General features: G+C 58.5%; 22 protein-coding genes and 1 pseudogene. 12 read left to right on the top strand and 11 right to left on the bottom strand.

The features are described 5' to 3' along the window. Positions 1-40 precede the first annotated feature (40 nt). The 4 genes from J2Y56_RS18775 (at position 41) to J2Y56_RS18760 (ending at position 4,137) form a co-directional block, all read left to right on the top strand. Positions 41-1,015, top strand: coding sequence for an amino acid ABC transporter permease (locus tag J2Y56_RS18775; protein ID WP_310351911.1), 975 nt, complete (start codon positions 41-43; stop codon positions 1,013-1,015). Positions 1,016-1,021: 6 nt separating this feature from the next. Continuing rightward, complete coding sequence (locus J2Y56_RS18770) at positions 1,022-1,813, top strand: amino acid ABC transporter ATP-binding protein (RefSeq protein WP_310351909.1); 792 nt, start codon at positions 1,022-1,024, stop codon at positions 1,811-1,813. 45 nt (positions 1,814-1,858) lie between these two features. Further along, complete coding sequence (locus J2Y56_RS18765; protein ID WP_007944627.1) at positions 1,859-2,692, top strand: transporter substrate-binding domain-containing protein; 834 nt, start codon at positions 1,859-1,861, stop codon at positions 2,690-2,692. 161 nt (positions 2,693-2,853) lie between these two features. Continuing rightward, entirely contained in the window at positions 2,854-4,137 is a 1,284-nt protein-coding gene (locus J2Y56_RS18760) for an FAD-binding oxidoreductase (protein ID WP_310351908.1), read from the top strand. A gap of 181 nt (positions 4,138-4,318) precedes the next feature. On the opposite strand, the gene trxB is transcribed toward J2Y56_RS18760, so the two are convergent. After that, positions 4,319-5,281, bottom strand: coding sequence for a thioredoxin-disulfide reductase (trxB, locus tag J2Y56_RS18755; RefSeq protein ID WP_310351905.1), 963 nt, complete (start codon positions 5,279-5,281; stop codon positions 4,319-4,321). A gap of 313 nt (positions 5,282-5,594) precedes the next feature. Here trxB and cysZ point away from each other — a divergent pair, with 313 nt between their 5' ends. Both cysZ and J2Y56_RS18745 read left to right on the top strand, forming a co-directional pair. Then, positions 5,595-6,347, top strand: coding sequence for a sulfate transporter CysZ (gene cysZ / locus J2Y56_RS18750; RefSeq protein WP_007942718.1), 753 nt, complete (start codon positions 5,595-5,597; stop codon positions 6,345-6,347). Between the two features lie 40 nt (positions 6,348-6,387). Beyond that, the gene (locus J2Y56_RS18745; protein WP_310334220.1) at positions 6,388-7,587 is read left to right on the top strand and encodes a glycosyltransferase family 1 protein; all 1,200 of its coding nucleotides are present in this window, start codon (positions 6,388-6,390) and stop codon (positions 7,585-7,587) included. Between the two features lie 117 nt (positions 7,588-7,704). On the opposite strand, the gene J2Y56_RS18740 is transcribed toward J2Y56_RS18745, so the two are convergent. From J2Y56_RS18740 to J2Y56_RS18730, 3 genes are all read right to left on the bottom strand, one after another. Continuing rightward, positions 7,705-8,808, bottom strand: a complete 1,104-nt coding sequence (locus J2Y56_RS18740; protein WP_310351901.1) for an NADH:flavin oxidoreductase — start codon at positions 8,806-8,808, stop codon at positions 7,705-7,707. 155 nt (positions 8,809-8,963) lie between these two features. Next, positions 8,964-9,446 (bottom strand): glutathione peroxidase, encoded by a 483-nt coding sequence (locus J2Y56_RS18735; RefSeq protein WP_007942723.1) that lies wholly within the window; start codon positions 9,444-9,446, stop codon positions 8,964-8,966. A 122-nt stretch (positions 9,447-9,568) separates the two neighbouring features. Beyond that, positions 9,569-10,054: a peptidylprolyl isomerase gene (locus tag J2Y56_RS18730; RefSeq protein WP_007942724.1), complete on the bottom strand. Its 486-nt coding sequence runs from the start codon at positions 10,052-10,054 to the stop codon at positions 9,569-9,571. On the opposite strand from J2Y56_RS18730, the gene J2Y56_RS18725 reads away from it, so the two are divergent. From J2Y56_RS18725 to J2Y56_RS18715, 3 genes are read left to right on the top strand one after another with little or no spacing between them, the layout of a single operon-like run. Beyond that, positions 10,023-10,361 (top strand): DUF3565 domain-containing protein, encoded by a 339-nt coding sequence (locus tag J2Y56_RS18725; RefSeq protein WP_033048681.1) that lies wholly within the window; start codon positions 10,023-10,025, stop codon positions 10,359-10,361. The two genes, J2Y56_RS18730 and J2Y56_RS18725, sit on opposite strands and share 32 nt — an antisense overlap. Positions 10,362-10,421: 60 nt before the next feature. Continuing rightward, entirely contained in the window at positions 10,422-12,521 is a 2,100-nt protein-coding gene (pta, locus tag J2Y56_RS18720; protein WP_310351899.1) for a phosphate acetyltransferase, read from the top strand. Further along, positions 12,522-13,427 carry an acyltransferase gene (locus J2Y56_RS18715; protein ID WP_310351896.1) on the top strand — a complete coding sequence of 302 codons (906 nt, stop codon included), beginning with the start codon at positions 12,522-12,524 and terminating at the stop codon, positions 13,425-13,427. It abuts the gene before it with no gap. Between the two features lie 185 nt (positions 13,428-13,612). Here the strand turns inward: J2Y56_RS18715 and cysN are convergent, their stop codons facing one another. From cysN to J2Y56_RS18695, 4 genes are all read right to left on the bottom strand, one after another. Further along, positions 13,613-15,511: a sulfate adenylyltransferase subunit CysN gene (gene cysN, locus J2Y56_RS18710; RefSeq protein ID WP_310351893.1), complete on the bottom strand. Its 1,899-nt coding sequence runs from the start codon at positions 15,509-15,511 to the stop codon at positions 13,613-13,615. Positions 15,512-15,564: 53 nt separating this feature from the next. Next, complete coding sequence (locus tag J2Y56_RS18705) at positions 15,565-15,906, bottom strand: four helix bundle protein (protein ID WP_033048668.1); 342 nt, start codon at positions 15,904-15,906, stop codon at positions 15,565-15,567. 104 nt (positions 15,907-16,010) lie between these two features. After that, positions 16,011-16,928, bottom strand: a complete 918-nt coding sequence (cysD, locus tag J2Y56_RS18700) for a sulfate adenylyltransferase subunit CysD (protein ID WP_007942729.1) — start codon at positions 16,926-16,928, stop codon at positions 16,011-16,013. Positions 16,929-17,177: 249 nt separating this feature from the next. After that, entirely contained in the window at positions 17,178-17,936 is a 759-nt protein-coding gene (locus tag J2Y56_RS18695; protein ID WP_007942731.1) for a Nif3-like dinuclear metal center hexameric protein, read from the bottom strand. A 102-nt stretch (positions 17,937-18,038) separates the two neighbouring features. Between J2Y56_RS18695 and algW the strand changes: the two genes are divergently transcribed. From algW to J2Y56_RS18685, 3 genes and pseudogenes are all read left to right on the top strand, one after another. Continuing rightward, positions 18,039-19,211 (top strand): Do family serine endopeptidase AlgW, encoded by a 1,173-nt coding sequence (gene algW, locus J2Y56_RS18690; RefSeq protein WP_310334228.1) that lies wholly within the window; start codon positions 18,039-18,041, stop codon positions 19,209-19,211. Positions 19,212-19,260: 49 nt separating this feature from the next. Further along, positions 19,261-19,463, top strand: a pseudogene (locus tag J2Y56_RS28515) (hypothetical protein); the annotation flags it as partial. A gap of 393 nt (positions 19,464-19,856) precedes the next feature. Continuing rightward, complete coding sequence (locus J2Y56_RS18685; RefSeq protein ID WP_007942733.1) at positions 19,857-20,285, top strand: hypothetical protein; 429 nt, start codon at positions 19,857-19,859, stop codon at positions 20,283-20,285. A 76-nt stretch (positions 20,286-20,361) separates the two neighbouring features. Here J2Y56_RS18685 and hisC read toward each other — a convergent pair whose 3' ends face one another. The 3 genes from hisC to hisG all read right to left on the bottom strand — a co-directional run bounded on the left by hisC (position 20,362) and on the right by hisG (position 23,514). Next, positions 20,362-21,414: a histidinol-phosphate transaminase gene (gene hisC / locus J2Y56_RS18680; protein ID WP_310334230.1), complete on the bottom strand. Its 1,053-nt coding sequence runs from the start codon at positions 21,412-21,414 to the stop codon at positions 20,362-20,364. 2 nt (positions 21,415-21,416) lie between these two features. Then, a complete protein-coding gene (gene hisD, locus J2Y56_RS18675) occupies positions 21,417-22,754 on the bottom strand; it encodes a histidinol dehydrogenase (protein WP_007942736.1) in 1,338 nt (445 codons plus the stop codon). A 124-nt stretch (positions 22,755-22,878) separates the two neighbouring features. Next, the gene (gene hisG / locus J2Y56_RS18670; protein WP_007942738.1) at positions 22,879-23,514 is read right to left on the bottom strand and encodes an ATP phosphoribosyltransferase; all 636 of its coding nucleotides are present in this window, start codon (positions 23,512-23,514) and stop codon (positions 22,879-22,881) included. Positions 23,515-23,647: the final 133 nt, after the last annotated feature.

Here is a 23,647-nt window from a genome sequence, read left to right as displayed (position 1 = left end):
TACCTAGCGAGAACATCACCACCTACACATTGAGGCCGTCATGTATCACGACAATATAATTTATAAGAAAAAGTCCAACGATCCTCAATTCCTGCTCGCCGTCGCCGTGGTGCTGTTCCTCGGTTCTTACCTGATGAACCTGGGCAACAGCGCCCTAAGCCATTTTTTGCAACCGCTGTTGGGCAATACCCCGGACAGCCTCACCGCTCGCAACATCGCCACTGGCCTTGGCATTGCCGTACTGGGCACGCTGAACTTCCATGTCCTCGGGCGCTTGAAGTTCAAGGTGCAGACCACCGTGGTGTGGGTCGAGCTGCTGATCCTGTTTCTCGCGTTCTTCGATACTTTCGACCTCTCCTACAGCTTCATTCTCGACAAAGTCGGTTTCCTGATCCTCCAGGGCGCTGCCACCACTTTGTACATCTCCGCGTTGGCCATTGTGATCGCGTTTGTTCTGGCGCTGATCGGCGCGGTGGCGAAGCTGTCGAATAACGGTTTGGCCAATGCCCTCGCCTCTTTCTACACCTCGTTCTTTCGCGGCGTGCCGCTGCTGATTCAGATCTACCTGATTTACCTGGGCCTGCCGCAACTCGGCTATGTGGTTGACGCGGTGCCGGCCGGCATCCTCGCCCTGTCACTGTGCTACGGCGCCTACATGACCGAGATTTTCCGTGCCGGTATCCAGAGCATTCCGGTCGGCCAGTGGGAAGCTTCGCGAGCCCTGAACATCAGCCCGTTCAAAACCCTCAGCCGCGTGATCATGCCCCAGGCCTTGCGGGTGATCATTCCGCCGACCGGCAATCAGTTTATCGCCATGCTCAAGGACAGTTCGCTGGTGTCGGTGATCGGTGTCTGGGAACTGATGTACCTGGCCAAGACCCAGGGCCGGGCAGACTTCCGCCACCTGGAGATGCTGATTACTGCGGCAATGATTTACTGGGCGCTGTCGTTCATTCTCGAACGGGTGCAGGCGCGAATCGAAAAGCGGGTCAACCGTTCCACGGCAAGGGGCTGATACGTGATGACTCGAACCAACACCGCTGAACAACTCGACCTGGCCCCGGCTGTAAATCCCGGCCCTTCGATGATCTCGATTACGGGCCTGAACAAGTGGTACGGCAATTTTCACGCCTTGCGCGATGTCGACCTGAACGTCGCCACCGGCGAAATTCTGGTGGTGTGCGGGCCGTCAGGCTCGGGTAAATCGACGATGATTCGCTGCATCAACCACCTGGAAAACTTTCAGAAAGGACACATTCAGGTCAACGGCATCACCCTCACCAGCGAAGCGGAAAGTGTCAGCGCCGTGCGCAGCGAAATCGGCATGGTGTTTCAGAGCTTCAACCTGTTCCCGCACTTGAGTGTGATGGACAACCTGACCCTGGCCCCGCAATTGGTACAGGGCGTTTCATCCGCCGAAGCGAAGAAACGCGCACAGGTTTATCTCGAACGCGTACGCATTGCCGAGCATGCCGACAAGTATCCCTCGCAACTGTCCGGCGGTCAGCAGCAGCGCGTGGCGATTGCCCGGGCGCTGTGCATGAACCCCAAAGTGATGCTGTTCGACGAACCGACCTCCGCGCTGGACCCGGAAATGGTCCACGAAGTGCTGGACGTCATGAGCGAATTGGCCACCGACGGCATGACCATGATCTGCGTGACCCACGAAATGGGTTTTGCCAGCAAGGTCGCCGACCGGGTGTTGTTCATGGATCAGGGCCAGGTCATCGAACAGGCCACCCCTGCCGAGTTTTTCAACAACCCGCAGACCGAACGCGCGCAGAAATTTCTGTCGCAAATTATCGGTCACTGAGAAGCGTTTTACCCCGCATAACAATAACGAGAAGTGGAGATGGACATGCTCAGTAAGAAACACGCAATCACCCTCGCAGCCTCCCTGTCACTGTTGTTTGTCGGCGTCGCCAATGCCGGTGCCGTGCTGGACAAGATCCAGAGCAGCAAGACGTTGACCGTCGCTACGTCGGCGACCTGGCCGCCGCAGGGGTTCATCAACGACAAAAATGAAATCGACGGTTTTGATATCGATGTGTCCAAGGAGATTGCCAAGCGTCTCGGCGTCGAGGCCAAATTCATCACGCCCGACTGGGATGTGATTACCGCCGGCAAATGGAATGGTCGCTGGGACGTTTCCGTGGGCTCGATGACCGCGACGAAAAGTCGGGCACGGATTCTCGATTTCCCCGGGACTTACTACTACGTGCCTTATGTGTTTGCGGTGCACAACAAATCCACGGTCTCCGACCACAAGGCACTCAATGGCAAAACCATCGGCGTCGAAGGCGGCACCACGTCAGAAGACTATTTCAGCCAGGCGCTGGCCATCGAAACCACTGACGTACCGCCCGTCGTCTATGACGTAAAAACCGAAAAAATGAAGACCTACGCAGGCTCTGTCGGCCCGCTCGACGATCTGCGCCTGGGCGATGGTACCCGACTGGATGCCATCCTCACGCAACGCAGCACCCTGGATGCCGCCGTAAAGAAAGGCTACCCGCTGCGCGCCGTCGACAACACCGTGGTGTTTTTCGAACCTCTGGCCATTGCCACCGACAAGGGTGATCCGGAGCTAAAAGCCAAGCTGGGTGAAATCATCGGCGAGATGCACAAGGACGGCACGCTGACCAAGCTGTCGGACAAGTGGTACGGCGTGGATTACTCGACTCTCAAGTAGTACGCCTTCCCACTGTGGGAGCGAGCCTGCTCGCGATGGACGTCAACGATGACACGGCTTTGCTGAATGCCCGCGTCGACCTTGCGTTTTTTCGCGAGCAGGCCCGCTCCCACAATGTTTGACGTACGCATAATTTACTGGCCATTTCTCAAGGATCGACCATGTCCTTCCCCAACACCTGGTATTCCCAAACCTCGCTGCCACGCGCGGCCAGGCCAGAATTGAACACGGACGAAACTTGCGACGTGTGCATCATCGGTGCCGGCATCACCGGCCTCACTGCCGCCCTGGAGCTGACGCGTCGCGGCAAGCGGGTGATCATTCTTGAAGCCAATCAGGTGGCCTGGGGTGCGTCCGGCCGCAATGGCGGCGTGGTCTCGCCCGGTTGGGCTGAGGGGTCCGGAGCGATTCGCAAGAAACTTGGGCTGGACCACGCCAGGGCGCTGTTCCAGATGTCGGCCGAAGGCGTGGAGATTGTCCGCCGCAACATCATCGAACTGGCTCTGCCCGGTTGCGCGCCATCTGCGGGCACGATTCGGGTCAAGCGCTACGACGACGGCGCGGGCGTGAAAAACCACATCGAAACCATGCGCCGCGACTTCGGTTATGAACTCAACTACCTCGATACCGCTCAGGTCCGCGAACGGGCACACACCGTTCGCTACTTTCAGGGTGTCGAAGATCCGAACGCCATGCATTTCCACCCGCTCAATTATTGCCTGGGCCTGGCCCTCGCCATTGAAACGGCGGGAGGCAGAATTTTCGAGCAATCGAAAATGCTCGCCTGGCATCGCGAAGGCAACGACAAAATCGCCAAGACCGCGCGTGGCACCGTGCGCTGCAAGGGTCTGGTGTTCTGCGCGGGGGGGTACGGTGGCCCCGAGCTGCAAAAACTCAGTCGCGCGTACCTGCCCATCGCCACTTACGTAGTGTTGACTGAACACTTGGGCGACTCGATCAAAACCGTCCTCGACTCCGGTGCGGCCTTCTCCGATGACCGTCGCGCTTCGGATTACTATCGCATCGTCGAAGGCGACCGCCTGCTTTGGGGTGGACGCATTACCACCCGCAATGAACAGAACGAGAAAGCACTGGCAGCCATGCTCAAGGCCGACATGGTGTCGGTCTATCCACAACTGGCTCCGGTAAAAATCGAAATGGCCTGGTCCGGCCTGATGGGTTACTCCACCAACAAAATGCCCAACCTGGGGCTACTGGAGCCGGGCGTCTGGGCCTGCACTTCTTTTGGTGGACACGGTTTGAATACCGGCTCAATCGGCGGCAGGGTGATTGCCGAAGCCGTGTGCGGGGAAAGTGCGCGCCATGAGTTGTTCAAGCCGTACTTGCTGGACTGGAACGGCGGGCCGTTCGGTCGAGTGGCTGCCAATGCGATCTATAAATCACTGAAGGTGATGGACTTTGTCCAAGAGCGGTTCAAAGGCTGATGAACACAGGCGAACCTGTGGGAGCGAGCCTGCTCGCGATAGCAATTTATCATTCAACATAGATGTCGGCTGATACTCCGCTATCGCGAGCAGGCTCGCTCCCACATTGGAATGTGATCAGGCATTAAATTGTGGGCACAAAAAAACCGGCTGCAAAACCGGTTTTTTCATTTCAACGATCTCAGATCGTGGCGTTCTGCAGGTCGTCCAGGTAACGCTCGGTGTCCAGTGCGGCCATGCAGCCAGCGCCGGCCGAGGTGATGGCCTGACGGTAAACGTGGTCAGCCACGTCACCGGCGGCAAAGATACCTTCGACGCTGGTCGCCGTCGCGTTGCCTTCACGACCGCCTTGCACCACCAGATAACCGTCTTTCAGCGTCAGCTGACCTTCGAACAACGAGGTGTTCGGGGTGTGGCCGATGGCGATGAACACGCCGTCGACTTTCAGCTCGTCGAAGCTGCCGTCGTTGTTCTTCAGGCGAGCACCGGTCACACCCATGTTGTCGCCCAGGACTTCGTCCAGGTTCGAGTTCAATTTCAACTCGATCTTGCCTTCGGCAACCCGGGCATTGAGCTTGTCGATCAGGATCTTCTCGGCGCGGAAGGTTTCGCGGCGGTGGATCAGGGTCACTTTGCTGGCGATATTGGCCAGGTACAGGGCTTCTTCAACAGCGGTGTTGCCGCCGCCGACCACAGCCACAGGCTTGTTGCGATAGAAGAAACCGTCGCAGGTCGCGCAGGCCGAAACGCCTTTGCCCATGAATGCTTCTTCGGACGGCAGGCCCAGGTAACGAGCGCTGGCGCCGGTGGCGATGATCAGAGCGTCGCAGGTGTACGTCGCGCTGTCGCCGACCAGGGTGTACGGCTTGGAAGCGAAGTCCACGGCATTGATGTGATCGAAAACGATCTCGGTTTCAAAGCGCTCGGCGTGTTCTTTCATGCGCTCCATCAACGCCGGGCCGGTCAGGCCGTGGACATCGCCCGGCCAGTTGTCGACTTCGGTGGTGGTGGTCAGTTGACCGCCGGCTTGCATGCCGGTGATCAGCAGTGGCTTGAGGTTGGCACGGGCGGCATAGACCGCAGCGCTGTAACCGGCAGGGCCGGAACCGAGAATAATCACTCGCGAATGACGGGCTTCAGACATGACCTGCTCCTGTTGACCGGCCCTGTACACCGGGCGCGGAACGCCGGGTTGCCGGCGGGAATAAAAAAGAACCGTGGTAAACCTTGGGGAAGGCTTGAGTACGACAGTCCTGCAAAAAGATTGGGTGCAGCGTATCGAGGGGGCGAAGATTAAGGAAATACGGTTTAACAATCCAGCTCATAGGTGGTCTCTATCCCACCGACGAGACTATAAAGACGTCTTTGTTACAGTGAATGTCGATTCCACTGCTGCGCTTTCCCCCTTCCGGCAAAGCCGGTAAGGTCGGCGCGTTTCCCTCTGCCCGGAGCACGTTATGCCCGCACCTGTCCTGTCCGGACCGCAATACCTGCGCGAAGGCCTCAAGCTGGTTCTGAGTCCCAGCTTGCGTTTATTCGTGTTATTGCCGCTGGCAATCAACCTCGTGCTGTTCGTCGGATTGATTTATCTGGCCGGCCATCAATTCAGCCTGTGGGTCGATACGCTGATGCCGACCTTGCCCGACTGGCTGAATTTTCTCAGTTACATCCTCTGGCCGATTTTTGTGGTGCTGGTGGTGTTGATGGTGTTTTTCACCTTCACCATGCTCGCCAACGTCATCGCCGCGCCTTTCAACGGCTTCCTCGCGGAAAAAGTCGAAGTGGTGGTGCGTGGCACCGACGACTTCCCGGCCTTCAGCTGGGGTGAGCTGACCGCCATGGTCCCGCGCACCCTGGCTCGGGAGATGCGCAAACTCGGCTACTTCCTGCCACGGGCCATCGGGCTGTTCATCCTGTCCTTCATCCCGGTGGTGAACATCATTGCCGCACCGCTGTGGCTGCTGTTCGGGGTGTGGATGATGGCGATCCAGTACATCGACTACCCGGCAGACAACCACAAGCTGGGCTGGAACGAGATGCTCGCCTGGCTGCGCGAGAAGCGCTGGCAGAGTATGAGTTTCGGCGGCAGCGTGTATCTGGTGCTGCTGATCCCAGTGGTGAACATCCTGATGATGCCGGCCGCCGTGGCCGGGGCGACGTTGTTCTGGGTGCGTGAGCGCGGCGCGGAGAATCTCGTAACCCAGCGCTGAACGGGTCATAAATCCATCATCAAAGCGCCACAATGCCGACATGGCCTCAGCCGACACTGAGGTCATGACGACAGCTCTGCATATCACCCTCATCACTGAAACATTCCCACCGGAAATCAACGGCGTGGCCAATACCCTTGGCCGTTTGTGCGACGGCTTGCGCGCGCGCGGGCATCAGGTGGAGTTGGTGCGGCCACGCCAGGTGTGTGATCAGCAGCTGAGCAACAACGATGATTTGCTGTTGTGTCGCGGCTGGCCGCTGCCGGGTTATCCCGGTTTGCAATGGGGCCAGTCGTCGATGCACAAGCTGTTAAGGCGCTGGACGCGCCATCGCCCGGACGTGCTGTACATCGCCACCGAAGGGCCCTTGGGGTTGTCCGCATTACGCGCAGCACGGCGATTGGGGATCTCGGTGGTCAGCGGCTTTCACACCAACTTTCAGCAGTACTCCAGTCAATACGGGCTGGGGATGCTGACCCGATTGCTGACTCACTATTTGCGCTGGTTTCACAACCGCTCGACCCTGACACTGGTGCCGAGCCCCAGCCAGCGGCTGGAGCTTGAGCGTCGGCATTTCGAGCGTCTGGCTTTGCTCTCCCGGGGTGTCGACAGCCAATTGTTTCACCCGAGCAAAAGGCTGACCTCGCTGCGCGAACAATGGGGGCTGGCCGAGGATGACATTGCGGTCATTCATGTCGGGCGTTTGGCTCCCGAGAAAAACCTGGGCTTGCTCAAGCGTAGTTTCGGTGTACTGAAAGCCACTTTTCCACAGCGCCACCTACGCTTGATCGTGATTGGCGACGGCCCTCAACGAGCGGCGCTGGAGCAGGAACTGCCCGAGGCTGTTTTCTGTGGCGCACATCGCGGCGAAGCGTTAGCCAGTCACTACGCGTCCGGCGATGTGTTTCTGTTTCCGAGCATGACCGAAACCTTTGGTAACGTGGTGCTTGAGGCATTGGCGTCAGGTTTGGGAGTGGTGGCATACGACCAGGCGGCAGCGGCCCAACATATTCGCCATGGCTACAACGGCGTGTTGGCGATGCCGGGGGATGAAGAGGCGTTTTGCGATGCGGCAGCGTGGCTGCTGGAAAAGCGTGAGACCTTGCGTTGCGTGCGATTGAATGCGCGCCAGCATGCGAGCAGACAGGGTTGGGCGGCGATTATCGAACAGTTTGAGGGGCAGTTGCGAGGGGCTTGTGCCGGGGAGTTGTTGGTTCCTGAGGCACAGACTTTATCCTGACCCTTTGGTGACTTTGAATCCGCTTTCGCGAGCAGGCTCGCTCCCACAGTGGTTCTGTGTCGTTCACAAAACCTGTGGGAGCGAGCCTGCTCGCGAAGGGGTCCTTCCTGCTGCCGCTTAAACCAGGGTCATCAACGCCTCACGGCTGAAAGGCAGGATGTCTTCTTCACGCCCGTCGCGTACTTTCTGCGCCCAGTCCGGGTCTACCAACAAGGCACGACCGACGGCCACCAGGTCGAATTCGTCGTTATTCAAGCGTTCCAGCAGTTTTTCCAGGCTCGCCGGTTGGGCGATCTTGTCGGTGTTGACCATGAATTGCAGGAACTCGCCATCCAGGCCAACGCTGCCCACGGTGATGGTCGGCTTGCCGGTAAGCTTGCGGGTCCAGCCCGCCAGGTTCAGCTCGGAGCCGTCGAATTCCGGCTCCCAGAAACGGCGTGTCGAGCAATGGAAAATGTCCACGCCAGCCTCGGACAACGGCTTGAGGAACTCACCCAGCGCTTCTGGGGTTTGCACCAGACGCGCGGTGTAATCCTGCTGCTTCCACTGGGAGAAGCGGAAGATGATCGGGAAACCTTCGCCGACCGCTGCACGCACGGCCTGGATCAGTTCGATCGCGAAGCGTGAACGGTTGGCCAGATCACCACCGTATTCGTCGGTGCGCTGGTTGCTGCCTTCCCAGAAGAACTGGTCGACCAGATAACCATGGGCGCCGTGGATTTCCACGCCGTCCATGCCAATGCTCTGGGCATCTTTGGCAGCTTGGGCGAACGCGGCGATCACGTCCTGGATGTCTTGCCTGGTCATGCCGTGCACCACGACCTGACCGTCCTTCAGTTTTTCCGACGGGCCGTAACCCGGCACACTGGCGTCCGGCTCGGTGCCGATACGGCGCACACTGCCGACGTGCCATAGCTGTGGCACGATCTTGCCGCCTTCGGCATGCACGGCGTCGACGACTTTCTTCCAGCCGGCCAGCGCTGCGTCACCATAGAAATGCGGCACGTTCGGGTAGCCGTTCGAGGCTTTGTGACCGACGGTCGTGCCTTCGGTGATGATCAGACCCACGCCGGCAGCGGCGCGGCGACGGTAGTACTCGATCACTTTGGAGTTAGGTACGCCACCCGGCGAAAAAGAACGGGTCATCGGCGCCATGACGACACGGGTCGGCAGTTCAAGGGTGCCGAGATGGAACGGTTTGAACAGGGCTTTAACGGGCATGAGGCACTCCACGAAAACGATATCGACGGGATCATATTTTATGACGGCGATAATATGCGCAGTGGCGAGCGATGCCCAGCACTATTGATCCGGGTGATTAAGGGTCAAAAGGCAGACATAAAAAATCGCAGCCCGAGGGCTGCGATTTTTGAGGGTCAGCTCAGCGCTTTTTCAATCGCATGAACGATCGTCGGATCATCCGGCGCCGTACGGGGCGAAAACCGCGCCAGTACACGGCCGTCCTTGCCCAGCAGGAATTTTTCGAAGTTCCAGGTAATGTCACCCGGGAATTCCGCACCCTCGCCCGCCAGCAGGCGATACAACTGATGACGTTCATGACCGTTGACTTCCAGCTTGCTGGACAACGGAAAAGTCACGCCATAGTTGAGGCTACAAAACTCCTGAATCTCTTTCTCGGAACCTGGCTCCTGCCCGGCAAACTGGTTGCAAGGCAAGCCCAGCACGCTGAAACCTTTACCTTTGTATTGCTGGTAAAGGTTTTCCAGCGCCGCGTACTGTGGGGTCAAGCCACATTTGGAGGCGACGTTAACCACCAGCACGACTTGCCCCTTGAAGGGCGCCAGCGGTAGTTCCTGTCCATCCAAGGCTGTCAACTTAAGGTCGTGAAAAGCACTCATGACGAACTCCAAATTCCCGTGTTCTTCTCGAAACAGCCACTTGGTAATGCCACCAAGGACAGCCGCGGACTAAAAAGGCGCCCTCGGGCGCCTCTCCAGTTCTCTGAGCTTAGCGCAGAAAATCAGTGGTGATGGCCACCTTCGCCATGGACGTGACCATGAGCGATTTCTTCCTGGCTGGCGTCACGGATGTCGATGATTTTGACCTTGAAATTCAGGCGCTGACCAGCCAACGGGTGGTTGCCGTCAACGGTGACATCGTCGCCGTCCAGATCACGAATGGTGACGATCTGCATCTGGCCATCCGGAGCGGAAGCGTGGAACTGCATACCCACTTCCAGTTCATCGACGCCTTCGAACATGCTGCGGCTCAGGGTGCTGACCAGTTCGGCAGCGTATTCGCCGTAGGCATCTTCAGGTTCAACGGCTACGGTCAGCTCGTCGCCGACTGCTTTGCCTTCCAGAGCCTTTTCCAGGCCCGGGATGATGTTACCTGCGCCTTGCAGGTAGACCAGCGGCGCGCCACCGGCGGAGCTGTCGATGACCTCACCAGCGTCGTTGGTCAGGGTATAGTCGATGGAGACAGCCTTATTGGCGGCGATCAGCATGGGGCGAGACCTTTTGCATAAGAATGAAGAAAGGCCAAGTTTAGCGAAGCAATCGTCCGAAAGCGAACAGAACCCGGACGGAAGGTTCGAGGCGCCTGGCGTAACGGTCACCGGCTTCCATCAGGATGAGGACGGGCATTGGGTGGCCGAGCTTTCCTGCGGCCACACCCAGCACCTGCGCCACCAGCCACCGTGGCAATCGCGCGCCTGGGTCTTGGACCCCGCGCAACGTATTGAAAAAATAGGCCAGCCCTTTGATTGCGGTTGGTGCGCACAAGGCCCGGTTAGCGATAACCTTGACGACTGAATTTCGGTAGACGACCAGACATAGATCGTCACCATTGCCATGCACCTCCAGAGAATCCGCATGCAAACTTTTTTTATTGCACCCACCGACTTTGGTGTGGGTCTGACCTCCATCAGCCTCGGGCTGGTACGCACACTTGAGCGTGCGGGCCTCAAGGTCGGTTTCTTCAAACCGATTGCCCAGCCACATCCGGGTGACACCGGCCCGGAACGTTCCACCGAACTGGTAGCCCGCACCCACGGCTTGAAGCCGCCTCAGCCGCTGGGCCTGGCACACGTCGAGCGCATGCTCGGCGATGGTCAACTGGATGAGCTGCTCGAAGAAATCATCACCCTCTATCAGCAAGCCGCCATCGGCAAAGATGTGCTGGTCGTCGAAGGCATGGTCCCGACCCGCAGCGCCAGCTACGCCGCGCGGGTCAACCTGCATTTGGCCAAAAGCCTCGATGCCGACGTGATTCTGGTCTCTGCGCCGGAAAGCGAAGCCCTGACTGAGCTTTCTGGCCGCGTGGAATTACAGGCGCAATTGTTCGGTGGCCCGAAAGACCCGAAAGTCCTCGGTGTGATCCTCAACAAGGTGAAGACCGACGAAAGCATGGACGTCTTCGCCACGCGCATGAAGGAACACTCGCCATTGCTGCGCAGCGGTGATTTCCGTCTGCTGGGCTGCATTCCGTTCCGGCCGGAATTGAACGCCCCGCGCACTCGCGACGTGGCGGATTTGATGGGCGCACAAATCCTTAATGCCGGAGATTACGAAACCCGGCGCATGACCAACATCATCATCTGCGCCCGTACCATGCGCAACACCGTGGAGCTGCTCAAGCCCGGTGTGCTGGTGGTAACCCCCGGTGATCGTGACGACATCATTCTTGCCGTCAGCCTCGCGGCCATGAACGGCGTGCCATTGGCCGGCCTGCTGCTGACCAGCGACACCCTCCCCGACCCACGCATCATGGACCTGTGCCGTGGCGCGTTGCAGGCGGGTTTGCCGGTATTGTCGGTGAGCACCGGCTCCTACGACACCGCCAATCAGTTGAACGGTTTGAACAAGGAAATCCCGATCGACGACCGCGAGCGCGCGGAGATCATCACCGATTTCGTCGCCAGCCACCTCGATGCCAACTGGCTGCACCAGCGCTGCGGCACCCCGCGTGAAATGCGCCTGTCGCCCGCCGTGTTCCGCTACCAATTGATCCAGCGCGCCCAGGCGGCCAACAAACGCATCGTGCTGCCAGAAGGCAGTGAGCCGCTGACCGTGCAAGCGGCGGCGATCTGTCAGGCGCGTGGCATTGCCCGTTGCGTACTGTTGGCCAAACCGGCGGACGTCGAAGCCGTGGCTCGCGCTCAAGGTATCGAGCTGCCACCGGGGCTCGAGATTCTTGACCCGGACCTGGTTCGCGAACGCTACATCGAGCCGATGGTCGCCCTGCGCAAAAGCAAAAGCCTCAACGCGCCGATGGCCGAGCAGCAACTGGAAGACACCGTGGTGATCGGCACCATGATGCTGGCGCTGGATGAAGTCGACGGCCTCGTCTCTGGCGTCATTCACTCCACGGCCAACACGATCCGCCCGGCCCTGCAGCTGATTAAAACGGCGCCGGGCTGCACCTTGGTGTCGTCCGTGTTCTTCATGCTGTTCCCCGAAGAAGTGCTGGTCTACGGCGACTGCGTGATGAACCCGCATCCGAGCGCCAGCGAACTGGCCGAAATCGCCCTGCAAAGCGCCGACTCGGCTGCCGCGTTCGGCATCACCCCGCGCGTGGCGATGATCAGCTACTCCAGTGGTGAGTCCGCCAGCGGTGAAGAAGTCGAGAAAGTGCGTGAAGCGACGTTGCTCGCCCACGAGCAGCAAAACTCGCTGCTGATCGACGGTCCGTTGCAGTACGACGCCGCCGCCAACGAAACCGTGGCCCGGCAATTGGCACCCAACAGCCAGGTCGCCGGTCGCGCCACGGTGTTCGTGTTCCCCGACCTGAACACCGGCAATACCACCCACAAAGCCGTGCAGCGCAGCGCTGACTGCGTGAGCCTCGGCCCGATGCTGCAAGGCCTGCGAAAACCGGTGAACGACCTGCCGCGCGGTGCGCAAGTCGATGACATCGTCTACACGATCGCATTGACCGCGATCCAGGCTGCCAACCGACCTATGGATGTTTAAATGCTGGATTTCCTGCCTGCCGCCGTACGCGGCGTGATTGCCTCGTTGTTGTTGGCCCTCAATACCATTTTGCTGTGCTCGTTTCTGTTCTGCGTGGCGATTTTCAAGGTGCTGCCATTCGCCATCACACAACGCTTCACGCTCTGGTTGATGAGCCACACCCATGAGGCATGGATCAGCAACAACAAAGCGTGGATGAACCTGGTTTACCGTACCCGCTGGCACCTCAGCGGTCTGGAAGGCCTGGACTATCAACACTCGTACCTGATCACCAGCAACCACCAGAGCTGGGTCGACATCATGGTGCTGCAATACGTGCTCAATCGCCGCATCCAGCCATTGAAGTTTTTTCTCAAACAAGAGCTGATCTGGGTACCGGTGATTGGTCTGGCGTGGTGGACGCTGGGCTTTCCGTTCATGAAACGCTACTCCAAGGCGTATCTGGAAAAGCACCCGGAGAAGAAAGGCAAAGACCTGGAAACCACCCGAAAAACCTGCGCGAAGTTTCGTAATAGCCCGGTGGGGATTTTCAATTTCGTTGAGGGCACACGATTCACCGAAGGAAAACATGCGCAGCAGAAATCACCATTCAAGTATTTGCTTAAACCCAAGGCTGGCGGCATTGCGTTTGTGCTGGATGCCATGGGTGAGCAGCTGGAGTCCATCGTCAACGTGACGATTCACTATCCGGGCGGGCGTCCGGGGTATTGGGATTTGCTCTGCGGGAATGTGAAGGACGTTGTTGTGCATTTTCAGGAACTGAAGATTCCGCCGCAGTTTATCGGCAAGAACTACGACCAGGATGGGGAGTATCGATTGCAGTTTCAGGGGTGGATCAATCAGCTGTGGCTGGACAAGGATGCGCAGCTGGAGCAGATGCATCGGGAGTATCCGGCCAAGTCTTGAGGTGCCCGTACTGGCCTCATCGCGAGCAGGCTCACTCCCACAGTTGATCTACGGTAAACACTGAAATTGTGGGAGCGGGCTTGCCCGCGATGGCGATCTGAAGGACACAAAAAACCCGCCGATGATCACTCATCGGCGGGTTTTTTCTTGCAGCTTGAAGCTAAAAGCTTGTCGCTGCTTCTACCTTAGATCGCGCCGCGCTGACGCAACAGATCCAGCACTTGCTTGACGCTTTCTTCCAGCGACAGCGACTGGGTGTCGACCACGAGGTCTGCATCCAGCGGCACGTCGTACGGGAAGGAGTCGCCCGGGATGTTGTCGCCGCCAGCGGCGTACAACCCTTGTGGATCACGCTCGGCGCAAACAGTCGGCGACGCCTGTACGTAAACGGTGAGCAAACGCTCCTTGCCGATCAGCTCCCGAGCCTGCACGCGGCCTTCGGCGCTAGGCGCTACGAATGCAGCCAGGGTCAACAGACCGGCCTCGTTGAACTGACGAGCAACGTGCGCCGCACGACGCCAGTTCTCGGTACGTCCGGCGCGATCCTGTGGCAGACCTTTGTTCAGGTCGTGACGCAGGTTCTGGCCATCGAGTACAAACACCGCGCGGCCCAAGTCGAACAGTTTGCGTTCAACCGCGTAAGCCAGGGTGCTTTTGCCTGCGCCCGACAGGCCGCTGAACAATACGGTGGCCGGTTGCTGGCCGAAGCGCTGGGCGCGTTCTTCGGTGGCGACATGAGCAAGCTTGCCGTGGTGCGTGCTGCTGCCATGCGCCACCGGTTGGGCGATGATCATGCCGGCCGCGACGGTGCCATTGGTCAAACGATCGATGACGATGAACGAACCGGTGGTGCGGTTACTCGCATAACCGTCCAGCGCGATAGCGGTGTCGAGGCTGATCTTGACCCGACCGATCTCGTTCAGCTGCAAGGCGCTGGCCGGGCCTTCTTCCAGGGTGTTCACGTCAACGCGGTTGACGATGCTGGTGATCGAACCCGGCACGTACGTCGTGGCGCGTTTGATGTCGTATTTCTTGCCCGGCAGCATCGGCTCTTCGGCCATCCACACCAGCATGGCATCGAAGCCGTCAGTCACTTGCGGCAGGTTGTCGGCATGCACCAGCAAGTCGCCGCGGGAGATGTCGATTTCGTCTTCCATGGTCAGCGTCACAGCCTGACCCGGACCTGCGTGCTCCAGCTCACCTTCAAAGGTGACGATGGATTTCACGCGGCTGCTCTTGCCCGACGGCAGCACAACCACTTCGTCGCCCTTGTGCACGACGCCGCTGGCCAGGGTGCCGGCGAAACCACGGAAGTTCAGGTTCGGACGGTTGACGTACTGCACCGGGAAACGCAGGTCGGCGTAATTGCGGTCGCTGGCGATTTCGACGGTTTCAAGAATTTCCATCAGCGACTGGCCGGTGTACCACGGCGAGCGCTCGGACTTGTTCACCACGTTGTCGCCCTTGAGCGCCGACATCGGCACGAAGGCCATGGTGGTCGGCTTGAAGGCGATGCCTTCGGCGAACTTCAGGTAATCGGACTTGATCGACTCGAAGACTTTTTCGTCGAAGCCATTGAGGTCCATCTTGTTGATGGCGACCACGATGTGTTTGATACCCAGCAACGAGGCGATAAAGCTGTGGCGACGGGTCTGGGTCTGCACGCCGTAACGGGCATCGACCAGGATGATCGCCAGGTCACAGGTGGATGCACCCGTGGCCATGTTGCGGGTGTACTGCTCATGGCCGGGGGTGTCGGCAATGATGAATTTGCGCTTGGCGGTGGAGAAGTACCGGTAAGCGACATCGATGGTGATGCCCTGCTCACGCTCGGCCTGCAAGCCGTCGACCAGCAACGCCAGATCAATGTCATCGCCGGTGGTGCCGACTTTCTTCGAGTCGCGGGTAATGGCTTCCAGGTGATCTTCGTAAATCATCTTGGAGTCGTGCAGTAGGCGCCCGATCAGGGTGCTCTTGCCGTCATCGACGTTGCCACAGGTCAGAAAGCGCAGCATTTCCTTGCGTTCGTGCTGGCCCAGGTAGGCGAGGATGTCCTCGCTGATCAAATCGGATTGGTGGCTCATTGGGGTTAAGCTCCGAGCTGTAAGCTTCAAGCGGCAAGCTTGTCGGCGTACAGCTAGTCAGAAATTTTGTTGATCAAGCCGCAGAGCATTTTTGAAAGCTCGCGAGTTTCTGTAATCCAATTTTCAGCCAGTGGATCGGCGATGTATGCAATTTCACGGGCAATGAGGAGTTGGGTGCGTAACTCCCCACAGGAAGCCTTGGCGATCCAAAGAAAACGTACTTTTTCCTTTGAACTACGCCGTTCCATGCCTTCAGCAATATTGGAAGGTATCGAAAGTGCGGACCGGCTGATTTGATCCTTGAAACCAAAGTCCCGGCAACGCGCAAACTCTCTATAAATACCCACCGCCAAACACTTGCTACGCTGCCAAACAACCAGTCTCTCGAAGTCCATAACGAGTAACCCGATCACGGCTCGCAGCAACTGGCCACAAGCACCAAACCACAACGTTACGCATACCGCCCTTAACTTGCAGCTTGCCGCTTGTAACTCAAAGCTTAGAAATACCCCTGCCGTTTCTTTTCTTCCATCGAGCCTGCGCCATCGTGGTCGATGACCCGGCCCTGGCGTTCGGAAGTTCGCGTTAGGAGCATTTCCTGAATGATGTCGGTCAGGCTGGTCGCCTCGGACTCGACCGCACCGGTCAGCGGGTAGTCGCCGAGCGTACGGAACCGGACCTTCTTCTTGACGATGCGCGCCTTGTCTTCATCACTCAGGTGATTGAGCAGGCGTTCGTCGTCGATCATGATCCAGGTGCCGTTCATCTCGATAACGTCGCGCTCGGCGGCGAAATACAGCGGCACAATCGGGATGCCTTCGAGGTAGATGTACTGCCAGATGTCCAGTTCGGTCCAGTTCGACAACGGGAACACGCGGATCGATTCGCCCTTGTTGACGTTGCCGTTGTAGACGTTCCAGAGCTCCGGGCGCTGGTTTTTCGGGTCCCAGCGGTGCTTGGTATCACGGAAGGAATACACGCGCTCTTTGGCACGGGACTTCTCTTCGTCGCGGCGGGCGCCACCGAAAGCGGCGTCGAAACCATACTTGTCGAGGGCCTGCTTGAGGCCTTCGGTTTTCATGATGTCGGTGTGCTTGGCACTGCCGTGGGTCAGCGGGTTGATGCCCTGCGCAACCCCGTCAGGGTTGACGTGCACCAGCAGGTCCAGGCCGAGCTCTTCGACCATGCGGTCGCGGAACGCGTACATTTCCTTGAACTTCCACTGGGTGTCGACATGCATCACCGGAAACGGAAGTTTGCCCGGGAAGAACGCCTTGCGCGCAAGGTGCAGCATCACGGCGGAGTCTTTACCGACGGAGTACAGCATCACCGGGTTATCGAACTCGGCGGCGACCTCGCGGATGATGTGGATGCTTTCGGCCTCCAGCTGTTTCAGATGCGTCAGTTTGTCGACCATGGCTACTCACGAAAACGATCTTATGGACGGCCAGCGGGCCGTGTTCGAGCGAGGAATCCTAGCACAGCGACCTCTTCTAATCAGGACGCCAGCTAGATCGAAAGGGTATATGAATATACCTGCCTGTTCGGGTGTACTGAGTCATGTGGGAGTGAGCCTGCTCGCGATAGCGGTGCGTCAGTCACATCAATGTCGAATGTTATACAGCCATCGCGAGCAGGCTCGCTCCCACAGTGGATAGGGGCTGATTCAGATCGGATTCGGGCAATCGATGAAAATGTGTTCGAGGGCAAAACGTCGTGCCAGATAATCACCCAGTGCCTGTACTCCATAACGCTCGGTGGCGTGATGGCCGGCGGCGATGAAGCTGATATCGTTTTCCCGGGCGCTATGGAAAGTCTGCTCGGAAGCCTCGCCACTGAGGTACAGATCGACACCGGCCAACACCGCCTGGTCGATGTAACCCTGGCCGCCACCCGTGCACCAGCCTACCCGGCGAATCGTCGCGCTGCCTTCGATCAGCAGCGGCTCGCGGCCCATGACTTCCTGGACACGACGGGCGAAATCACGCGGCGTCATCGGCTCGCTCAACGAACCGACCAGGCCAACAACTTTAGGATTTTCCGGATCCAGCGGGCCTTCGACGGTGATGTCCAACTGCCGGGCCAGTTGCACGTTGTTCCCGACTTCCGGGTGCAGGTCCAGCGGCAAATGGTAGGACAGCAGGCTGATGTCGTGCTTGAGCAAGGTTTTCAACCGACGCTGCTTCATGCCGGTGATGCACGGGTTTTCGCCTTTCCAGAAATAACCGTGATGCACCAGCACCAGATCGGCCTGGGCTTCGACGGCTGCGTCCAGCAGCGCCTGGCTGGCGGTGACGCCGCTGACGATACGCATTACTTGCGGCCGGCCTTCGACCTGCAAGCCGTTAGGGCAGTAATCAGCGATTTTGGCGCTGGCGAGGTAACGGTCGGCTTCTTCGACCAGGGTGCTCAGGGCGACGGCCATAAAAGACTCCTAAATATCCCGTTCAGAGGCGTGCTTGGCCTCGTATAATGCGCGACATTATGGGCGGTCTCATTCCGCCTGCAACCTTTCAGGACGTGCTTAATGCTCAAGGCGCTGCGTTTTTCCGGCTGGCCGCTATTGGCCGGCGTGCTTATCGCTCTTTTGATAATTCAGCGTTACCCGGAGTGGGTCGGGCTTCCCAGCCTGGACGTGAATTTGCAGCAAGCACCTCAAACCACCACCGTACAACAGGGGCCCGTGTCTTACGCCGATGCCGTCACCACGGCCGCGCCGTCGGTGGTCAATCTGTACACCACCAAGGTCATCAACAAACCAAGCCATCCGCTGTTTGAAGACCCGCAGTTCCGCCGCTTCTTCGGCGACAACTCGCCCAAGCAGAAGCGCATGGAATCGAGCCTCGGCTCCGGCGTAATCATGAGCCCGGAAGGCTACTTGCTGACCAACAACCATGTGACCACGGGTGCCGACCAGATCGTGGTGGCGCTCAAGGATGGCCGCGAAACCCTGGCCCGGGTGATCGGCAGCGACCCGGAAACCGACCTTGCGGTCCTGAAGATTGATCTGAAGAACCTTCCTTCTATCACTATCGGCCGTTCCGACAACATCCGCATCGGCGATGTGGCTCTGGCCATTGGCAACCCGTTTGGTGTCGGCCAGACCGTGACCATGGGCATCATCAGTGCCACCGGGCGTAATCAGTTGGGCCTGAACAACTACGAAGATTTCATCCAGACTGACGCCGCGATCAACCCCGGCAACTCCGGTGGTGCGCTGGTGGACGCCAATGGCAACCTGACCGGCATCAACACCGCGATTTTCTCCAAGTCCGGCGGCTCGCAAGGCATCGGATTTGCGATCCCGGTCAAACTGGCCATGGAAGTGATGAAGTCGATCATCGAGCACGGCCAGGTGATTCGCGGCTGGCTGGGCATTGAAGTGCAGCCCTTGAGTCAGGAACTGGCGGAGTCGTTCGGTCTGTCGGGACGTCCGGGGATTGTGGTCGCGGGGATTTTCCGGGATGGCCCGGCGCAGAAGGCCGGCCTGCAATTGGGAGATGTGATTCTCTCTATCGACGGTGAGCCCGCAGGTGATGGTCGCCGCTCGATGAACCAGGTCGCGCGGATCAAGCCGACGGACAAGGTCACGATTCAGGTGATGCGTAACGGCAAAGAACTGAAGCTCACGGCCGAGATCGGCCTGCGTCCGCCGCCAGCGCCGGCACCGGCGCCGGTCAAAGAGAAAGAAAAAGAGTAAGCATTAGCCCAAGGATTGTGGGCTAACAGCAGACATGTCGTCTTGAACAATGGCCGCTGTGGCAAGTCTTGCCCTCGGCCTGTTTCGAGATACTGTCTTCGCCGAAGAGTCCGACACCCTCGAACTGAACACCTTCAGCGTTACTTGCGACTACGAATCCCATCGGCGGGTTACCGCGCCATTCGCTCCTCCAACGCGACTAAAACCGATACCGCGAAACGCGACGTCCCGCAGTCCGTTTGCATGGTTCCTGCCGTGAGTTCAAATATCTGGGCGGTTACCGGCCAACCCCACCGTTGACCTGCTGGCGTTTCGCAGGGCCTGCGAAAACGTCACCGTGACCCTGGTGGGTAATGGAGGGTTAAATGTGATATCGACTCAGACACAAGTCCCGATAAACAACAACCAGGTTACTTCCAGCCGAGGTCTGTTCTACTCAATGAATTTTATCAACGAATCGAATCATGAGTAACAATAAGTACTGCGACGATTACTAACCTCACTCAACAATGCTTATTTCAAATCAAGCTAAGCAGCTGTCATTTCTGACAGTAGCCCTCGAACCACTCCAAGGTTACCGTTCATATCGCAAAAGGCAGAATCACAGAATAAAACTTACTATTTACAACTAAAGGAGCTGCACTCGTGACCAGTCTTAATCCTGTAACAGAAAATAACGCCCAAAAGATGGGCACCTTTACGGCCACCATTGAGCGCGAACCCGATTTTCTTTCTAAAGACGTGTTACTACACAAGTTCGCAGGTGAGAACCCTGGCGGAATGATCATTGCTAATATATCTTCGAATTATCATCTTGCTATTGGCTTTCCCCAGGGCGTCGTAGAAAACAAAGAGGTAACATTAGTCTACCCTTTCCCAACCCCAACCCCAACCCAAAGCAATCTTCAATGGTCTTACAGCAATGGAACAACCAACCTCTTCGCTAAAACCGGCACAATAAAAATAACATTGACATCAAACAGCGGCGTGAGCCGAGCCACCGGTGTGTTCGACTTCATTACAACCGAACAACCACCTCGAAAAGTCTCTGGCACATTTGACGCAAGCCGCTGAGTAAGTACGCCAAGAGCAGCCTGACCAAGCTCACGATAATTGAGCTTGGTCGGTACGACAATTGCCGCAATGATTTCTACAAATCACAGAGACCGTCGATCAGTGCCTGATTCTGCTCTGGCGTGCCAATGCTGATCCGCAGGAACTGAGCAATCCGCTCCTGCTTGAAGTGCCGAACAATCACGCCCTGCTCACGCAACTTCGCCGCGAGGCCAGCCGCATCGTGCTTCGGGTGACGGGCGAAAATGAAGTTCGCCGCCGACGGCAACACCTCAAACCCCTTCGTCTCCAACTGTCCAACCACCTTGTCACGGCTATCGATGACCAGCCGGCACGTCTTGTCGAAGTACTCGCGATCCTCGAACGCCGCCGCAGCTCCCACAATCGCCAGACGATCCAGCGGATAAGAGTTGAAGCTGTTCTTGATCCGTTCCAGCGCCTCGATCAGGTCCGGATGCCCCACCGCCAGGCCAACCCGCAGGCCGGCCAGCGAACGGGACTTGGACAGGGTCTGCGTCACCAGCAGGTTTGGATAACGGTCGACCAGGCTGATGGCCGTCTCGCCGCCGAAGTCGATATAAGCCTCATCCACCACGACCACCGAATCCGGGCTGGCCTTGAGAATTTGCTCGACGGCATCCAGCGCCAGCAGGCAACCGGTGGGGGCGTTCGGGTTCGGGAAGATGATCCCGCCGTTCGGCTTGGCGTAGTCGGACGGGTTGATCTGGAATTGCTCGTCCAGCGGCACGGCGTCGAACTGGATGCCATACAACCCGCAGTAAACCGGATAGAAGCTGTAGCTGATATCCGGGAACAACAGTGGCTGATCGTGTTGCAGTAACCCGTGAAAGATGTGCGCCAGGACTTCATCGGAACCGTTGCCGAGGAACACCTGGTTGCCCTGGACGCCGTAGTACCTGGCAACAGCCTGCTTGAGCACATCGCTGTTCGGGTCCGGGTACAAACGCAGGTTGTCGTTCAGTTCGGTCTGCATGGCGGCCAAGGCTTTAGGCGATGGACCGTAGGGGTTTTCATTGGTGTTGAGCTTCACCAGTTTCGTCAGTTTCGGCTGTTCGCCCGGCACGTAGGGCACCAGGCTTTTGACGAAGGGGCTCCAGAATTTACTCATGTTCACTTCCCCTGCTCTTTATTGGAGAGCGCGTCAATGATGCGGTATTCGGCGCTGCGGGCGTGGGCCGTCAGCGACTCGCCACGGGCCAGCACGGAAGCGGTCTTGCCCAGTTCGGACGCCCCCTGCTCGGAGCAGAAGATGATCGACGAGCGCTTCTGGAAATCGTAAACCCCCAGCGGAGAGGAGAAACGCGCGGTGCCGGAAGTTGGCAACACGTGGTTCGGACCGGCGCAGTAATCGCCCAAGGCTTCGCTGGTGTGACGCCCCATGAAGATCGCGCCCGCGTGGCGGATCTGCGGCAACCAGGCTTGCGGATCTGCGACCGACAATTCCAGGTGTTCCGGCGCAATGCGGTTGGCCACTTCGATGGCTTGCTCCATGTCACGCACCTTGATCAGCGCGCCACGGCCATTGATCGAGGTTGCGATGATCCCGGCACGCTCCATGGTCGGCATCAATTTGTTGATGCTCGCGGCAACCTTGTCGAGGAACTCGGCATCCGGGCTGACCAGAATCGCCTGGGCGTCTTCATCGTGTTCGGCCTGGGAGAACAGGTCCATGGCGATCCAGTCCGGATCGGTCTGGCCGTCGCACACCACGAGAATCTCGGACGGGCCGGCGATCATGTCGATACCGACCTGACCAAACACGTGACGCTTGGCGGTGGCGACATAGATGTTGCCCGGGCCGACCACTTTGTCGACCTTCGGCACGCTTTCGGTGCCGTAAGCCAGTGCGGCAACCGCTTGCGCGCCACCGATGGTGAACACCCGGTCAACGCCGGCAATGCAGGCCGCTGCCAGCACCAGTTCGTTGATTTCACCGCGCGGGGTCGGCACAACCATGACCACTTCGGTCACGCCAGCCACTTTGGCCGGGATCGCGTTCATCAACACCGAGGACGGATACGATGCCTTGCCGCCCGGTACATACAGACCGGCACGGTCCAGCGGCGTGACCTTCTGGCCCAGCACGGTGCCATCGGCTTCGGTGTAGGTCCAGGAATCCTGTTTCTGTTTTTCGTGGTAGCTGCGCACGCGGGCTGCGGCTTTTTCCAGTGCTTCGCGCTGCGGCACGGTGATTCGGGTCAGCGCCAGTTCCAGACGTTCGCGCGGCAGTATCAAGTCGGCCATCGAGGCGACTTCCAGGCCGTCGAACTTCTGGGTGAATTCCACCAGTGCGGCATCGCCACGCTCGCGCACGGCTTTGATGATGTCCAGCACCCGCTGATTGACCGAGTCGTCAGACACACTTTCCCAGCTCAGCAGATGATCCAGATGATGTGCGAAACCCGGGTCAGCAGCGTTGAGTCGGCGAATTGCAGTCGGTGCGGTCATAGCGAGAGCCTCATAGGATTGGCAAAAACTCAGGCGCCCGAAGCTAACATTCGATCCGCTTGGGCACCTGAGAATTCTGGCTATGAGGCGGATAGACGGCGCGACTCAAGGTCGCGCAGGTAAATCAGCCGCGGTGTCGAGACTCCACTGCCTTGCGCAGGGTGTCGATCAACGCCTGGATACGGGCGTGCTGCATTTTCATCGAAGCTTTGTTGACGATCAGCCTAGAGCTGATGTCGGCAATGAAATCCTGGGGTTCCAGGCCATTGGCGCGCAGGGTGTTGCCGGTGTCGACCACGTCGATGATCTTGTCTGCCAGACCAATCAGCGGCGCCAGTTCCATCGAGCCGTAAAGCTTGATGATGTCGACCTGACGGCCCTGCTCGGCGTAGTAACGCTTGGCGACGTTGACGAATTTGGTCGCCACCCGCAGACGGCCCTTGGGCTCGACATCGCCGACACGGCCGGCGGTCATCAGCTTGCAGAGGGCAATTCGCAGGTCCAAAGGCTCGTACAGGCCCTGGCCGCCATATTCCATCAGCACATCTTTACCGGCGACGCCGAGGTCCGCGGCACCATGCTCGACATACGTCGGCACGTCGGTGGCGCGCACGATCAGCAGACGTACATCAGGCTGGGTCGTGGGAATGATCAGCTTGCGGCTCTTGTCCGGATTCTCGGTCGGCACGATGCCCGCTTCAGCCAGAAGCGGCAGGGTGTCGTCAAGGATGCGGCCCTTGGACAGTGCGATGGTCAACATGGGAAACGTCAGTCCTTAATCAGGAATCTTATGCCCGGTCGCAAACGGCGCCGGACACACATCGAGGCTTTCTCAATAATGAAAAGTCAGCCCCGATTTGAAACAAATCCAACGGGCACGTCCCTGTGCCCAT

It is taken from the genome of Pseudomonas sp. BE134 (assembly GCF_031456105.1).
GTDB lineage: Bacteria > Pseudomonadota > Gammaproteobacteria > Pseudomonadales > Pseudomonadaceae > Aquipseudomonas.
This window is presented reverse-complemented; position numbering and strand designations above follow the sequence as displayed.

Coding starts and splice junctions, on each gene's coding strand:
- J2Y56_RS18770 (WP_310351909.1), top strand. CDS start 1,022: ATGACTCGAACCAACACCGCTGAACAACTCGACCTGGCCCCGGCTGTA.
- hisD (WP_007942736.1), bottom strand. CDS start 22,754: ATGACCGCACCGACTGCAATTCGCCGACTCAACGCTGCTGACCCGGGT.
- J2Y56_RS18715 (WP_310351896.1), top strand. CDS start 12,522: ATGCTGGATTTCCTGCCTGCCGCCGTACGCGGCGTGATTGCCTCGTTG.
- J2Y56_RS18730 (WP_007942724.1), bottom strand. CDS start 10,054: ATGCTGATCGCCGCCAATAAGGCTGTCTCCATCGACTATACCCTGACC.
- cysZ (WP_007942718.1), top strand. CDS start 5,595: ATGCCCGCACCTGTCCTGTCCGGACCGCAATACCTGCGCGAAGGCCTC.
- J2Y56_RS18760 (WP_310351908.1), top strand. CDS start 2,854: ATGTCCTTCCCCAACACCTGGTATTCCCAAACCTCGCTGCCACGCGCG.
- cysD (WP_007942729.1), bottom strand. CDS start 16,928: ATGGTCGACAAACTGACGCATCTGAAACAGCTGGAGGCCGAAAGCATC.
- J2Y56_RS18745 (WP_310334220.1), top strand. CDS start 6,388: ATGGCCTCAGCCGACACTGAGGTCATGACGACAGCTCTGCATATCACC.
- J2Y56_RS18775 (WP_310351911.1), top strand. CDS start 41: ATGTATCACGACAATATAATTTATAAGAAAAAGTCCAACGATCCTCAA.
- cysN (WP_310351893.1), bottom strand. CDS start 15,511: ATGAGCCACCAATCCGATTTGATCAGCGAGGACATCCTCGCCTACCTG.
- J2Y56_RS18765 (WP_007944627.1), top strand. CDS start 1,859: ATGCTCAGTAAGAAACACGCAATCACCCTCGCAGCCTCCCTGTCACTG.
- trxB (WP_310351905.1), bottom strand. CDS start 5,281: ATGTCTGAAGCCCGTCATTCGCGAGTGATTATTCTCGGTTCCGGCCCT.
- J2Y56_RS18705 (WP_033048668.1), bottom strand. CDS start 15,906: ATGGACTTCGAGAGACTGGTTGTTTGGCAGCGTAGCAAGTGTTTGGCG.
- J2Y56_RS18695 (WP_007942731.1), bottom strand. CDS start 17,936: ATGGCCGTCGCCCTGAGCACCCTGGTCGAAGAAGCCGACCGTTACCTC.
- hisG (WP_007942738.1), bottom strand. CDS start 23,514: ATGTTGACCATCGCACTGTCCAAGGGCCGCATCCTTGACGACACCCTG.
- pta (WP_310351899.1), top strand. CDS start 10,422: ATGCAAACTTTTTTTATTGCACCCACCGACTTTGGTGTGGGTCTGACC.
- J2Y56_RS18725 (WP_033048681.1), top strand. CDS start 10,023: ATGGAGACAGCCTTATTGGCGGCGATCAGCATGGGGCGAGACCTTTTG.
- J2Y56_RS18740 (WP_310351901.1), bottom strand. CDS start 8,808: ATGCCCGTTAAAGCCCTGTTCAAACCGTTCCATCTCGGCACCCTTGAA.
- J2Y56_RS18735 (WP_007942723.1), bottom strand. CDS start 9,446: ATGAGTGCTTTTCACGACCTTAAGTTGACAGCCTTGGATGGACAGGAA.
- algW (WP_310334228.1), top strand. CDS start 18,039: ATGCTCAAGGCGCTGCGTTTTTCCGGCTGGCCGCTATTGGCCGGCGTG.
- hisC (WP_310334230.1), bottom strand. CDS start 21,414: ATGAGTAAATTCTGGAGCCCCTTCGTCAAAAGCCTGGTGCCCTACGTG.